Source organism: Sphingomonas sp. CFBP8993 (assembly GCF_034044895.1).
In the GTDB taxonomy this organism is placed as follows: domain Bacteria; phylum Pseudomonadota; class Alphaproteobacteria; order Sphingomonadales; family Sphingomonadaceae; genus Sphingomonas.
On record NZ_JAXCWU010000002.1, the window covers coordinates 287,192 to 300,944 of the forward strand.

Sequence of the window (13,753 nt, forward strand, 5' to 3'; positions counted from 1 at the left end):
GAGACAGATGGGGACGCCGCAGCGCCCCCGCCAGCCAAGACCGGGTATCAGAAGGTCAAGCCATACTTCACCGCCATGCCGCGTTCGGGCGGAAGCGCCGCGATATGGCCGGGATCACGCCGCCAGAAGAGATGAGTCGACAGTTCGCCGCGACCGACCATCACGCCGTGCCGCGCCTCGACCAGCAATTCCCGGCCGGTGGGGGCCAGGCTCATGCGCTGGGTCGTCCAGCCATCGACCGCGGCGGTCGCATAGTCCCAATGTGCGGGCAGCAGCAGGTCGAGCCCGCCGCTGTTCACGCGCAGCGGCTGCGACAGGCGCAGGTCGAACCGGTCGCCGCCGAACAGCCCGGCCTTGCCCGCCTCGACCGACCAGGACCGGCTTTGCAACAGGCCACCGCCCAGCCCGCCGCTGGCGCGGGTCCAGCCCTGGCGCCAACGCGCACCCAGCGCCCAGCCGCTCGCATCGCTCCACCGGGTGGCGGTGTCGGCGAACCAGCTGACCCCGCGCGCCTGGCCCAGCGCGCCGCCGAACCAGCCGCCGAGCACGGTCGCCCGCTCGTCCAGCCGGGTCATGCCCAGCGACAGGGCGACTGCGCCCAGGCGCCGGTCGAGGGTTACCGCGCTCTGGTCGTAGCGTGGCGGTGCGGTGCCGGGCACCGACGAGGCGAAGCGGCCGCTCTCGGCCATGACGTTCAGGCCGATGCCGCCCAGCATGTGCCGCATCGCGACCGAGGCGGTGGGCGCGCGGTCCGCACCGAACCCCGGATCGTTCAACAGGAACGGCGCGCCGGCCTGTCCGGTCCACCCGGCGACCAGCGCGTCTCCGCTGCTGGAAAAGCCGACGCCGATGGCGGTGGCGGGATCGAGCACCTGGGTCACGCTGCCCGCGACGATCCGGCGCGTCGGTGCGGCGGCATCGCCCGGTACGGTCGAGCGCAGTCGCGCCTCGCCCGGCATTTGCATGGCGCTGGTCAGGGCGATCGAGCGGCGGCCATCGCCGACCACCGCGCCCTCGACCCGGCCGAGCAAGGCGGGTGACAGCATCGCGCGCGGGCTGGCCTGTGCGATCGTGCCGGACACGTCGACCCGATAGGCGCGGGCATAGCCGTCGAGCGCGACCAGGCTGAGCGTGCCGGTGCGCGCGTCGCCCATGGCGGGGGACAGGCGCGCATTGATGCCCATGGCGACGGCGGCGGTCGTCCCCGCGACGCTGCCCGCCACGTTCAACGCGCCGACCGGCTGGAACGCGGCGGTCAGGTCCAGCGTGCCACGGCCATAGACGTCGTCGGTGCCGCTGGCCCCGCTGTCGCGCGCGGTCTTCAGCAGCAGGTCGACGATCTGCGCGCCGGTCAGGTTCGGAAAGGCCTGGGCCAGCAGGGCGGCCGCGCCGCTGATCTGCGGTGCGGCAAAGGACGTGCCCGACCAAAGGTAGCGTTTGCCGCTGGCGTCGGGGGCCTCCACCTGCTCGCCCAGCGCGGTCAGGTAATGCGCGGCGGTCTGCCCGGCACGGTTGCTGAAGGTCGAGATGGTGCCCGTGGTCCCGACCGATCCGGCGACGATCACCTGCCCGCGCGATACCGTGTTGTCATTGGCGATCTGCGCCATCAGCGTCGGGTTGGACTCGCCGTTATTGCCCGCCGAGAAGACCAGGACCATGCCCGCCGCCGTCGCCCGGTTGATCGCGCTCAGCAGCGCGGCGGGCGGCGTGTCGTTGGACCCCAGCGAGATGTTGACGACCCGCGCGCCCGCCAGCCGTGCGGTGTCGAGCCCGCGGGCGATCGCGTCCGACGAAAAGGCGCAGTTGCCCACCCCTGCGCTGGTCGTGCCGCTGGCGCAACTGCCCGGCTGGTCGGCGCGCAGGACCACCAGCGTGGCATCGAAGGCGACGCCCTGCGCCTTGTTGCCGCCGCGACCGCCGACCGCCGTGAAGGCCACCGCCGTGCCATGGCCTCCCTCGTCCGCCGTGCCGCGCGAGCCGCCCGCCACATCGGCCGACGCCGACGAGATACGGCCGTCGAACAGGCCGGTCCGCGTATCGAGCCCGGAGTCGATGACGCCCAGCGTGACGCCCGCCCCCGTCGCGCCGCGCTGATAGGCGGCGAGCGCATTCATCGCCACCGCGCCCTGCGTCGCGCGGTAACCGGCGGTATCGTAATTCTGCCTGGGCGTTGCCGTGGGAGTCGGTGAGGGTGTGGGTGTCGGCGTCGTGATCGTCGTGGAAATGGGCGTCGTGGTCGTCACCGGCTGGCTGGAGGGAGATTGAACCGCCCCGCTGCCACCGCCGCATGCGGTCAACGTCGCACCCGCGCAGCCCAACGCAATTCCCAGGCGAGCGATACGCTCCGCCTTCTGCGCACCGCGCATCCGATAGTCCTGCCCCATTTGCCCCGATTCGCTCTTCGATTTGCCCGCCTTTACGCGACAAACGATTACGAAAGCATGATTTTGGTCCATCAAGGGGTGCAAATGTGACGGTTATGGACACTGTCGGGATTTGGGGGCGCGACACCCGGCCGTCCGCCATGGCTTGCGACCCCACGCGGCCGCGCCTACACGCTGGCCGCGATGCTGCCCGCGCTTGCCCATATCGACGCCTGGATCTTTGATCTGGACAACACGCTCTATCCGGCGAGCGCGAATCTGTTCTCGCACATCGACCGGCGGATGACGGCGTTCGTCGGCGAGCTGCTGGGGGTGGAGGCCGAAGAGGCGTTCCGCATCCAGAAGACCTATTTCCACGCGCACGGCACGACGCTGGCCGGATTGATGGCCGAGCATGACGTCGATCCCGCCGCCTTCCTGTCCTATGTCCACGATATCGAGATGGACGTGCTGGAGGCGGATGCACCGCTCGCCGCCGCGCTGGCCAAGCTGCCGGGGCGCAAGCTGGTCTTCACCAATGGCGACAAGCCCTATGCGCTGAAGGTTCTCGATCGGCTGGGGCTGGGCAGCCATTTCGAGGCGGTGCACGACATCACCGCCATGGGCCTAGTGCCCAAGCCGCAGCCGTCCGCCTATGCGGGCCTGTGCGCGGCGTTCGACATCGACCCGACACGGGCGATCTTCTTCGAGGACATGGCCCGCAACCTGATCCCCGCCAAGGCGATCGGGATGACGACCGTGTGGGTCGACAACGGGTCCGAACAGGGGCCCGAGGCCGCCCGCGAGCATATCGATTACACCGTCCACGCGCTGACGCCGTGGCTGACCAGCATATTGGAGGAATGACCATGAGCCAGGATCTGGCCGCGACCATCGACGCCGCCTGGGAAAACCGTGCCGAGCTCACCTTCGCGACGCAGGGTGAGGAACGGATCGCCGTCGACCGTGCGCTGGCGCTGCTCGACCGGGGCGAGGCGCGCGTGGCCGAGCCCGACGGTAATGGCGGCTGGACCGTCAACCAATGGCTAAAAAAGGCGGTGCTGCTGTCCTTCCGCCTGAACGACAACGTCCTGATCGACAATGGTCCGGGCGCGGGCCACTGGTTCGACAAGGTGCCGTCGAAGTTCAGCGGCTGGTCGGAAGCCGATTTCCGCGCCGCCGGTTTCCGCGCGGTGCCCGGCTCGGTCGTGCGACGCGGCGCGCATGTCGCCAAGGGCGCGATCCTGATGCCCAGCTTCGTCAACATCGGCGCCTATGTCGGTGAAGGCACGATGGTCGACACCTGGGCGACCGTCGGCAGCTGCGCGCAGATCGGCAAGAATGTCCACCTGTCGGGCGGTGCCGGCATCGGCGGCGTGCTCGAGCCGCTCCAGGCCGATCCCGTCATCATCGAGGACGGCGCGTTCATCGGTGCGCGCGCCGAAGTGGCCGAGGGCGTCCGCGTCGGCGAGGGCGCGGTGCTGTCGATGGGCGTGTACCTCGGCGCCTCGACCAAGATCATCGACCGCGAGACGGGTGAGGTCTTCCGGGGCCATGTGCCGCCTTACTCGGTGGTGGTGCCCGGCACGACCCCGTCGGTCGACGGCAAGCCGGGGCTGTACTGCGCGGTGATCGTCAAGCGGGTGGACGCGCAGACGCGGTCGAAGACCAGCATCAACGACCTGCTGCGGGATTGATGGTTTCCGACATTTGACCCTTGGCACGCCCCTCCCGCAAGCGGGAGGGGATGGGGGAGGGCAAGGCCACGGGCGACGGGCTCAGTGAGACTCCCGCCCTCCCCAAACCCCTCCCGCCTGCGGGAGGGGCTTACCGCTTGGGGATAGGGTTTCCCTACAACCCCACCCGCTTCGCCAACCACTTGGCCGCCGCTTCCGGGCTCTCCTTCGCGGCATCGTCCCGGTCCACCCGGTAGTTCGCCTCGCGCATCACCTCGACCGGAATCCGGTTCAGCATCGGCCCCAGCGCCTGCACGAACCGCGCATCCCCCGCCCGGTCCTTCGCCACCAGCAGCACCGCGTCATAGCCCGGTATCGCCCGCTTGGGATCGGCCAGCACCGTCAGCCGCTCCGCCGCGATCCGCCCGTCCGAGGAAAAGGCCGAGATCACATCCGCCCGCCCGCTCTCCAGCGCGCGGTACATGAAGGTCGGGCTGTACGGCGTCATGCTCGCGAATCGCAGGCCATAGGCATTGCGCACCGCCGCCCATTCGGGACGGTCGAGAAATTCCAGGTCGCTGCCCAGCTTCAACGACGGTGCGCGGCCCGACAGATCGGCGAGCGAGCGCACCCCCAGCCGCTGCGCCAGCGGCGTCTTCATCGCAAAGGCATAGGCGTTCTCGAACCCCAGCGGCCCCAGCATCGTGACATCGCGGGTGGCCGCCCAGTCCTTCAGCGCGCCCAACATCGCCGCACGCGGCGGCGCGTCCTGCCGGTGCATCGCGGTCGTCCACAGCGTGCCCGCATAATCGACATAGACATCCACGCGCCCGCTCGCCGTCGCTTCGAACGCCACGGTCGAGCCAAGGCCATCGCGATAGCTGACATCATAGCCCGCCTGCGTCAGCCGGTCGCCGATCAGCCGCGCCAGGATATATTGCTCGGAGAAGTTCTTCGCCCCGATCACCACCTGAGCCCGCGCATCGTGGCCGCGGGGCCAGAGCGGCTGGGTCGCCAGCGCGATGCCCAGCCCGAGCGCGACCAGCCCGCCGAGCCACATCCAGCGCCGCCGTGTCGCCAGCCCGCGCTCGATCAGCCCGATCAGCGCATCGACCACCAGCGCCAGCGCCGCGGCGGCGAAGCATCCCGCCAGCACCAGCGCCCAGGCCTGGGTCTGAAGCCCGGCAAAGATCAGGTCGCCGAGCGAGGGTTGCCCCACCGTCGTCGACAGGGTGGCCGCGCCGATCGTCCAGACCGCCGCCGTCCGTATCCCCGCTGCCAGCACCGGGGCGACCAGCGGCGCCTCGACCAGCCGCAGCTTCTGGGCGCGCGTCATCCCCACCGCATCGGCCGCCTGTAGGACCGCCGGATCGAGCCCGACCAGCCCCGTCACGCCGTTGCGCAGGATCGGCAGCAGCGCATACAGCGTCAGCGCGAGCAGCGAGGGCAGGAAGCCCAGCGCCGGTATCCCGCCGCCCACCAGTCCCGACAGGCTGAGCAGCACCGGATAGAACAGCGCCAGCAGCGCCAGCGCCGGAATCGTCTGGACCAGGCTGGCGAACCCCAGCGCCACCCGCGACAGTCCGGGCCGCCGCGCACAGGCAAAGGCGAGCGGCACGGCGATCAGGATACCGAGCAGCAGCGCGGCCATGCTGACCAGCACATGCTGCGCGAGCAGCGGCGGCACCCGGCCAAGCGCGTCGAGAAAGGCGCTCATGCCTTGAGCGCCGCCAGCCGTTCGGCCTGATGCCGGGGAACCGCCATCAGCTCCTGCGCCGCGTCGCCGCCTTCGCCGTTCACCAGTTGCGCGGGCGTCGCATCGGCGACGATCCGGCCCGTCTCCATCACCAGCACGCGCGTCGCGGTCAGCAATGCTTCGGCCATGTCGTGCGTGACCAGAATTGTCGTCAGGCCCAACCGCTCGTGCAATTCGACCAGCCGCCCCGCCACCGCATCGCGCGTGACCGGGTCGAGCGCACCCAGCGCCTCGTCGAGCAGCAGGATCGGCGGCTCGGCCGCCAGCGCGCGGGCGATGGCGACACGCTGTCGCTGCCCCCCCGACAGCGCATCGGGCATCCGCCCGGCGACCTCGTGCGGCAGGTCGACCAGATCGAGCAATTCGCCCACCCGGCCGCCCACGCCGCGCCCCGCGATCGTCAGCCCGATGGCGATGTTCGCCGCGACCGTCATGTGCGGGAACAGGCCATGTTGCTGAAAAACATAGCCGATCCGGCGGCGAAGCCGGGGGGCGGGCCCGGCGGTGACGTCGCGACCATCGATCCGGACGCGACCTGTGTCGGGCTCCTCCAGCCGGTTGATCATGCGCAACAGCGTCGACTTGCCCGAACCCGACGCGCCGACCAGCGCGACGAAACTGCCACGCGCAATTTCCAGCGAGACATGGTCGACCGCCGCGACTGCACCATAGCGGCGGCTGACATCGTCGAGCGTGATGATGGGGGCGGGGGCGTTCACGCCGCCCTTAACGCGGGATCCGATCATTCCGCCTCACCCGCTCTGTATGCCCGTCACGATTCGGGGCTATGCCTTGCCCGCACCAGGCGATAAAGCGTGTAAAACATGTTCAACACGGCGGCCGAAAACGCCGCCAGGAGAGTAAGATGACCCAGACCGCCAGCCAGGTTCTCGACCGCGTCCTCGTCCTCGAAATGGTGCGCGTGACCGAAGCGGCGGCGATCGCGGCCTCGACCCTGGTGGGGCGCGGGGACGAGAAAGCGGCGGACGCGGCGGCGGTCGAGGCGATGCGCGCCGCGCTCAACGAACTCGACATGGACGGCACCGTCGTCATCGGCGAGGGGGAGCGCGACGAGGCGCCGATGCTGTTCATCGGCGAGAAGGTCGGCACCGGCCAGGGTCCGGAGATCGACATCGCGCTCGATCCGCTGGAGGGCACGACCATCTGCGCCAAGGCCGGGCCGAACAGCCTGGCGGTGCTGGCCATCGCGGAGAAGGGCCACCTGCTCAACGCGCCCGACGTGTATATGGACAAGATCGCGGTCGGCCCCGGCTATCCGGCGGGCGTCATCGACCTGGACCGCAGCCCCAGCGACAATATCCGCGCCATCGCCGCGGCCAAGGGGGTCGAGGCCAAGGATATCGTCGTGTGCGTGCTCGACCGCCCGCGTCACGAGGCGCTGATCGCCGAGCTGCGGTCGCTTGGCTGCGGCGTGGTGCTGATCGGCGACGGCGATGTCGCGGGCGTGATCGCGACGACCGATCCGGATACGACGATCGACGTCTATATGGGGTCGGGCGGCGCGCCCGAGGGCGTCCTGGCCTGTGCCGCGCTGCGTTGCGTCGGTGGCCAGTTCAAGGGGCGGCTGCTGTTCCGCAACGATGCCGAACGGGCGCGGGCGCACAAATGGGGTGTGACCGACCTCGACAAGCAGTATGACCTGACCGAGCTGGCCCGCGGCGACTGTATCTTCGCGGCGACCGGCGTGACCGATGGCTCGCTGCTGGCGGGCGTGAAGCGGCGGCCCAAGGTGATGACGACCGAGAGCGTGGTGATGCGCGCCTCGTCCGGCACGGTGCGCTGGGTGAAGGGGCAGCATCGGTTGTGATGTCGATGCCGATCGTTATCTGACCTTCCTCTCTTCTGGATAGCGCAGCTTGGGCGAGTGCCACTCCTCACCCCATTCCTCCCCTGTAAGGGGAGGTGGCAGGCCGCAGGCCTGACGGAGGGGTGTCCCGGTAGGAGAGGCGGGGCTGCCTCGCGACCAGGGGCACCTCCCTTGCGGCACGGGGCAGCCCGCCTTGCCTCGCGCCATGCCCGCGATAAGAACCAGGCCTTCCCACTTCCGGGGAGCGGGGAATGGATTTCATGTCGTTCGTCTTGCCCACCCTGCTGCTCTTCGCCTCGCTGGCGGGGATTTGGTGGTTCCAGAAGGGCGATCTGGGGGAGTATCGTCGCTTTTGCGCGCTGAACGACGGTCATTCGCGGCGGATGCGGTTTCGGCTATGGCTCGTGCGGGCGGCGCTGGCCTTTCTGGTGCCGGTGCTGATCGGGCTGGTGCTGCTCGGTCGGACAGGGGCGCTGACGGCTATGCCGGGCGAGTTCGCCGGGGCGGCGGGCATCATGCCGTCGATCATCGACGATGACGGTGCGCTGCCATCACTGCTGATCGGCGGTGCGATCGGCGGGCTGGTGACCGGTGCGCTGCTCGCCCGGTTCTGGCGGCGCAAGCCGATCGGCAATGTCTCCGCGCTGCTGCCCCGCGATCGGCGCGAGGTGAAATACGCGCTGGCGCTCAGCGTGATGGCGGGGGTGACCGAGGAGGCGTATTTCCGCCTCTATCTGCCGCTGTTGATCGCGATCCTGACCGGACAGGCATGGATCGGCTTTGCCGCGTCGCTGGCGCTGTTCGGCGCGATGCACCGCTATCAGGGCTGGGCCGGGGTGCTGGCCACCACCGCGCTGGGGGCGGTGATGACCGGGCTGTACCTGATGACCGGCAGCCTGTGGGTCGTGATGCTGGTCCACACGCTGGTCGACGTGAACGGTCTGGTCGTCCTGCCACTGATGGGCGGGGTGTGGCGGCGCTGAATTCCTCCCCCGTGCGAGGGGAGGAACAGGATCAGTTCTTCAACCGCCAGCCGGTGCGGAAGATCCAGCCGATCCACGCCAGACAGGCCAGCAGGAACAACGCCGTCACGGCCAGGCTGACCCCCGGCGTCACGTCCGAGGTGCCGAAGAAGGTCCAGCGAAAGCCGTTGATCAGATACACGACCGGGTTGAACAGCGTCACCGTCCGCCACGGCTCGGGCAGGATCGTCACCGAGTAGAAGGCACCGCCCAGAAAGGTGAGGGGGGTGACGATCAACAGCGGGATGACCTGCAACTGCTCGAACCCGCGCGCCCAGATGCCGATGGCGAAGCCGAACAGCGAAAAGGTCGTCGCGACCAGCAGCAGGTAGAAGATCATCGCCACCGGGTGCAGGATGCTGAGGTCCACGAACAGATAGGCGGTGGCCAGGATCACCAGCCCGATCACCATCGACTTGCTTGCCGCCGCCCCGACATAGCCCAGCACCGTCTCGATCGGGGAGAGCGGTGCGGACAGGATCTCGTACATCGTGCCGGTGAATTTGGGCATGTAGATGCCCAGGCTGGCGTTCAGGATGCTTTCCGAAAAGATCGACAGCAGCATCAGCCCCGGCACGATGAACGCGCCGTACGGCACGCCCGAGACCTGGTTCATCGCCGATCCGATCGCGGTTCCGAACACCACGAAATACAGGGTCGTGGTGATGACCGGCACCATCAGGCTGGTCCATACCGTCCGCCGAAAGCGCGCCATTTCGAAGCGATAGATCGACCAGATGCCATGCAGGTTCATGCGCGTGTTCCCTCGACCAGATCGACGAAGATATCCTCCAGCGAGGACTTGTAGGTTTCCAGGTCGACGAAGCCGATGTCCATGTCGCCCAGCTTGCGCAGCAGCGAGGGGATGCCGGTCCGCTCGGCCCGCGCGTCGAAGATATAGCGCAGGCGCCTGCCCTCATCCTCCAGCGACAGGCTCCATTCGGCCAGGTCGGGTGGAATCGTCGTCATCGGCTCGGCCAAGGTCAGCACCATTTCACGCTTGCCGAGCTTCTTCATCATCTCGGCCTTTTCCTCGACCAGGAGCAGCTTGCCCTTGGCGATCACGCCCACCCGGTCGGCCATCTCCTCGGCCTCCTCGATATAATGGGTGGTCAGGATGATGGTGACGCCGCGCTCGCGAAGCCGGTGGACCAGCTTCCACATGTCGCGGCGCAGCTCGACATCGACGCCCGCCGTGGGTTCGTCGAGGAAGAGGAGGTCGGGTTCGTGGGACAGCGCCTTGGCGATCAGCACGCGGCGCTTCATCCCGCCGGATAGCTCCATCAGCTTGGCATGGCGCTTGTCCCATAGCGACAGGTCGCGCAGCACCTGCTCGACATAGGCGGGGTTGGGGGCGCGGCCGAACAGGCCCCGGCTGAAATTGACGGTGTCGATGACGCGCTCGAACATGTCGACCGACAATTCCTGCGGCACCAGTCCGATCTTGCGGCGGGCGGTCTTGTAGTCGCGCAGGGCATCATGCCCATCGACCTGGATGGTCCCGCCCGAGGGCGTGACGATGCCGCACACGATCGAGATCAGCGTGGTCTTGCCCGCGCCATTGGGACCCAGCAGCGCAAAGATTTCGCCGCGCCGGATGGCCAAGTCGACCGGGTGGAGTGCGGTGACGCCGCCCTTATAGGTCTTGGTCACGCCCGCGACGGACAGGATCGGGTCGGTCATTCGGCAGTCCCCCGTTGGAAGACTGCCGCTTTATCAACCGTTTCGTGCCGCGGCGATGGCCTTGTGCAATTCCTCGATCGGCTGCGCACCCGACAGGATGCGATTGCCGACGATCCAGCTGGGCGTCCCGTTCAGCCCCAGCCGTCCGGCGGCCTCCAGATTGCGGCGGATTTCGGCATCGGCCTGGGGCTGGAAGGCGGCCATCTTGCCCATGTCGACGCCCGCTTTCGCGGCGGCGGCGGCAATGGTCGCATCGCTGACCGGGCCACCGGCATAGAGCGCGTCGTGGAAGGCGGCGAACTTGCCCTGGTCTGCGGCGAGCAGGCTGGCGCGCGCCGCCGCGCGGCTCGACGGGGCCAGGATCGGCAGTTCGCGATAGACGATGCGCAGTTTCGGATCGGCCTGGGTCAGGGCCTTCAGCTGCGGCAGGCTGGCCCGGCAATATCCGCAATTATAGTCGTAGAACTCGACCAGCGTGACGTCGCCCTGGGGGTTGCCGGTATAGGCGCTACCGAACGGCTTGATCAGGTCGCCGCCGATCGCCGCCACCGCCTTGCCCTGTTCGCGGTCCTGGAGCCGCTGCATCGCCTCCGGAATGACCTCGGGATGGTCGAGCAGATAGGCGCGGACGCTGTCGCCCGAGGAGCCGCCGGGTGCGACCAGCGGGGCCAGCGTCAACGCGGCACCGCCGCCGACCAGGCCACCCAGGACCGCGACGGCGGCCAGTGTCTTCACCCCCATCAGCGGCGCTTCTTCTTTGTGCTGGCGGCGGCGTCGGCAGAGGTCATGGCGATATCCTGCGCCCGAATCCATTCGGACGTATTGGGGGTGAGGTTGGCCATCGCATAGCGTGCGCTCTGGATGGCGGTGCGGCTGTCGCCCATCATGCTCGCGCGTTCAGCGGTGGCCAGCGCGGCGCGGGGCGTGTCGCCCAACTGCTCATAGGCGGTGCCGAGCTGGACCCAGGCAAAGGGATTGTCCTCGTCGCGCTGGACCGCGACGCGCAGGACCTTCACCGCCTCGGGCAGGTTGCGCTTGTCCTCGGTTGCGATCAGCGCGTGGCCGAAGGTCGTGGCGATCAGTGCGTTCTGGCCCGATCCCATGGTCGCGGCCCGCAGCGGCGCCAGCGCCAGTTGTGGCTTGCCCGATTCCAGCAGGATCTGGCCCTGAATCTCCTGGAAATAGGGATCGGTGGGATCGCGCGCGATCAGCGCGGCGGCCTCCGCCTCGGCTTTGTCGGGATAGCCGCCCTTGTGATAGGCATAGGCGCGCGCATAATGCGCATAGATCGACTGGTCGCTGTCGGGATACTTCTGAAGCGTGGTCTCGGGCGGGGAGACATAGCCGAGCAGCTTGGCCTTCACGCGCAGGAACCGCTCCTGCAATTTCGGGTCGACCGGCTTGTTCCAGGCGGGCGAGGCCTTCAAATCCTCGGTCAGCGACTGGATACGGACCGCCGACAGCGGGTGGGTCTGCGCGAACGGATCGATATTGGTATAACCGTAGCGATATTCCTGGTTCTGCAACTTCTTGAAGAAGCTCAGCATTCCCTTGCCGGTCACCCCGGCGGTGGTCAGGTAGCGCGCGCCCGCCGCGTCGGCGGCCGATTCCTGGTTTCGGCTGAACGACAGGACCTGGCCCATCGCCGCCTGCTGCCCGGCCGCCATCACGCCCATGCCCGCCGCACCGCCGCCCAGTGCGACCGTCGCCAGGCCCAGCACCATCGAGAGCAGTTGCATCTTCATCGCGGGCTTCATCGCCTGCTCGCTCAGCACGACATGGCCGTCGGCGATATGGCCCAGTTCGTGCGCGACGACGCCCTGCACCTCGTTCACATTGTCCGCCGCGCGCAACAGGCCCGAATGGACATAGACGATCTGCCCGCCCGCAACGAAGGCGTTGATCGAATCATCGTTGATCAGGACGATCTTCACGTCGCGGGGCGACAGGCCCGCGGCCTTGACGATCGGCGCGGACATATCGGCGAACAGCGCCTCGGTCTCGGCATCGCGCAGGATCGATTGCGCAGCCGCCGGTTGTGCCCAGAGGACGGCCGTGGCGGCGAAGGCGGCGATCAGACGCTTCATGGTTCCTCTATCGACGGGTCGGTGACGGGACACAACCAGCTTTGCGTATCATGCCGCGATGGGCGGGCTTTGGCATCCGGCGGCTGAATGCAGGACGAACGAGTGGGGGCGTGAGGGAATGACGATCGGCCGGGCGCGGTGTTCCCGGAAGGGGGCGAGCCTTTGACTTGCGCACGCCCACCCCTCTTCGCTGGGAGAGGGGTGGATTGGCCCTCAAAAGACGGCCTGTTCGCTATCGACTATGCTGCCCCTTCCACCCGCTTATGTCAGAGGCAGGAACAGTTCGGCGACTACTTCATGTTCCGGCACCTCGGGGAAGAAGGTGATGCGCTGGCAATAGAGCGGGAAATCACGCGCTTCCTCGCCGCTGGCCGGTAGCCAATCGCGATAAAGATACAGGGCGGCAGGCTCCAGATTGTCGGTATGGCCGACGACGCGCAGGACCGCGCAGCGTCCGCCGGGAATGATGCCAGCTTCGATCCGCTCACCATGGGCTTCAATCGGCCGATCGGTGCCGACGCACAGGTCCATGCGGTATTCGGCCGGAGGCGTCGTGCGCGGATCGGAGTGGAAGACGTTGAAAGTCGGGGCGGTCTTGGGCGACAGTCCGGCCGCCTTGCGCCAGGCGATGAACCGCTGGATGGTTGCGCCGATCGTTGCCGGGTCGCCGCGATGCTCCATGATCGCCACTGGCGTCGGGGCTACATCGCGGATCGTCACGTCGTCAGGGGTGTAGGTGGTCTGCATGAGCTTGCTCCTGGCGTTGTCGAGAGGCCCGAAGGCCGCAAGCCACGGTTCCCAATCGGGAGATTTCCTGAACGACGATGGCGACTGACCGAACCGTTGTCGAAAGGCGCGGGCGAAGGCGTCTGGGGCATCGTAACCGGCATCCATCGCGATATCGGTGACGGTCTGCTCGTCCCGATAGGCCAGCTGGTAGGATGCCCGCTTCATGCGGGCGAGCTGGACATAGCGATGGAAGGACAGCCCGAAGGCCGCCGTGAACTGTCGGTGGAAGTGATATTTCGAAAAGGCTGCGATCCGGCTCACCGCATCTAGGTCCAGATTATCGTCCAGATGCCGGTCGATGTGATCGAGCACCCGCTGCATCCTGGCGTCATAGTTGTGCAGCGCTGCCGTCATTGTCCTATCCTCCGTGGCGACGCCAGTTACGCGCTCCCGGATATTATGCGCTCGACCGATCTTGCGGTTTCAGGTCGTATCGACATTCATAACCGCCCATTCATTTCCTCTTCTCTCTGCAAGGGGCGAGGGGGGATAGGCATGGTTGAATGCTCAACCGAGCGTTTTTCAGCACAATCGAACCGTACACGAAAA

The 13,753-nt window shown here is 67.7% G+C and carries 12 protein-coding genes; 4 read left to right on the forward strand and 8 right to left on the reverse strand.

Translation table 11 applies throughout. The features are described 5' to 3' along the window. Nucleotides 1-47 precede the first annotated feature (47 nt). Nucleotides 48-2,366, reverse strand: a complete 2,319-nt coding sequence (locus SOM26_RS04540; RefSeq protein ID WP_320451548.1) for a S8 family serine peptidase — start codon at nucleotides 2,364-2,366, stop codon at nucleotides 48-50. A gap of 201 nt (nucleotides 2,367-2,567) precedes the next feature. Here SOM26_RS04540 and SOM26_RS04545 point away from each other — a divergent pair, with 201 nt between their 5' ends. Next, nucleotides 2,568-3,230, forward strand: coding sequence for a pyrimidine 5'-nucleotidase (locus tag SOM26_RS04545; RefSeq protein WP_320451549.1), 663 nt, complete (start codon nucleotides 2,568-2,570; stop codon nucleotides 3,228-3,230). Between the two features lie 2 nt (nucleotides 3,231-3,232). After that, the gene (gene dapD / locus SOM26_RS04550) at nucleotides 3,233-4,060 is read left to right on the forward strand and encodes a 2,3,4,5-tetrahydropyridine-2,6-dicarboxylate N-succinyltransferase (protein ID WP_320451550.1); all 828 of its coding nucleotides are present in this window, start codon (nucleotides 3,233-3,235) and stop codon (nucleotides 4,058-4,060) included. Between the two features lie 154 nt (nucleotides 4,061-4,214). Here the strand turns inward: dapD and SOM26_RS04555 are convergent, their stop codons facing one another. Both SOM26_RS04555 and SOM26_RS04560 read right to left on the reverse strand, forming a co-directional pair. Then, nucleotides 4,215-5,756 (reverse strand): glycine betaine ABC transporter substrate-binding protein, encoded by a 1,542-nt coding sequence (locus SOM26_RS04555; protein ID WP_320451551.1) that lies wholly within the window; start codon nucleotides 5,754-5,756, stop codon nucleotides 4,215-4,217. Then, nucleotides 5,753-6,541: an ATP-binding cassette domain-containing protein gene (locus tag SOM26_RS04560; RefSeq protein WP_320451552.1), complete on the reverse strand. Its 789-nt coding sequence runs from the start codon at nucleotides 6,539-6,541 to the stop codon at nucleotides 5,753-5,755. Before SOM26_RS04560 ends, SOM26_RS04555 begins: the two co-directional genes overlap by 4 nt. A 119-nt stretch (nucleotides 6,542-6,660) precedes the next feature. Here SOM26_RS04560 and glpX point away from each other — a divergent pair, with 119 nt between their 5' ends. Together glpX and SOM26_RS04570 are read left to right on the forward strand one after the other, a co-directional pair. Further along, nucleotides 6,661-7,623, forward strand: coding sequence for a class II fructose-bisphosphatase (gene glpX / locus SOM26_RS04565; protein ID WP_320451553.1), 963 nt, complete (start codon nucleotides 6,661-6,663; stop codon nucleotides 7,621-7,623). Nucleotides 7,624-7,883: 260 nt separating this feature from the next. After that, nucleotides 7,884-8,606, forward strand: coding sequence for a CPBP family intramembrane glutamic endopeptidase (locus SOM26_RS04570; protein ID WP_320451554.1), 723 nt, complete (start codon nucleotides 7,884-7,886; stop codon nucleotides 8,604-8,606). A 31-nt stretch (nucleotides 8,607-8,637) separates the two neighbouring features. On the opposite strand, the gene SOM26_RS04575 is transcribed toward SOM26_RS04570, so the two are convergent. The 5 genes from SOM26_RS04575 to SOM26_RS04595 all read right to left on the reverse strand — a co-directional run bounded on the left by SOM26_RS04575 (nucleotide 8,638) and on the right by SOM26_RS04595 (nucleotide 13,558). Beyond that, complete coding sequence (locus SOM26_RS04575) at nucleotides 8,638-9,399, reverse strand: ABC transporter permease (RefSeq protein WP_320451555.1); 762 nt, start codon at nucleotides 9,397-9,399, stop codon at nucleotides 8,638-8,640. Continuing rightward, complete coding sequence (locus tag SOM26_RS04580; protein ID WP_320451556.1) at nucleotides 9,396-10,328, reverse strand: ABC transporter ATP-binding protein; 933 nt, start codon at nucleotides 10,326-10,328, stop codon at nucleotides 9,396-9,398. The genes SOM26_RS04575 and SOM26_RS04580 overlap by 4 nt, the downstream gene beginning before the upstream one ends. A 33-nt stretch (nucleotides 10,329-10,361) precedes the next feature. Beyond that, the gene (locus SOM26_RS04585) at nucleotides 10,362-11,069 is read right to left on the reverse strand and encodes a DsbA family protein (RefSeq protein WP_320451557.1); all 708 of its coding nucleotides are present in this window, start codon (nucleotides 11,067-11,069) and stop codon (nucleotides 10,362-10,364) included. Continuing rightward, on the reverse strand, nucleotides 11,069-12,415 hold the full coding sequence (locus SOM26_RS04590; protein ID WP_320451558.1) for a M48 family metalloprotease: 1,347 nt from the start codon (nucleotides 12,413-12,415) through the stop codon (nucleotides 11,069-11,071). Before SOM26_RS04590 ends, SOM26_RS04585 begins: the two co-directional genes overlap by 1 nt. Nucleotides 12,416-12,676: 261 nt before the next feature. Beyond that, on the reverse strand, nucleotides 12,677-13,558 hold the full coding sequence (locus SOM26_RS04595; protein WP_320451559.1) for an AraC family transcriptional regulator: 882 nt from the start codon (nucleotides 13,556-13,558) through the stop codon (nucleotides 12,677-12,679). Nucleotides 13,559-13,753 lie beyond the last annotated feature (195 nt).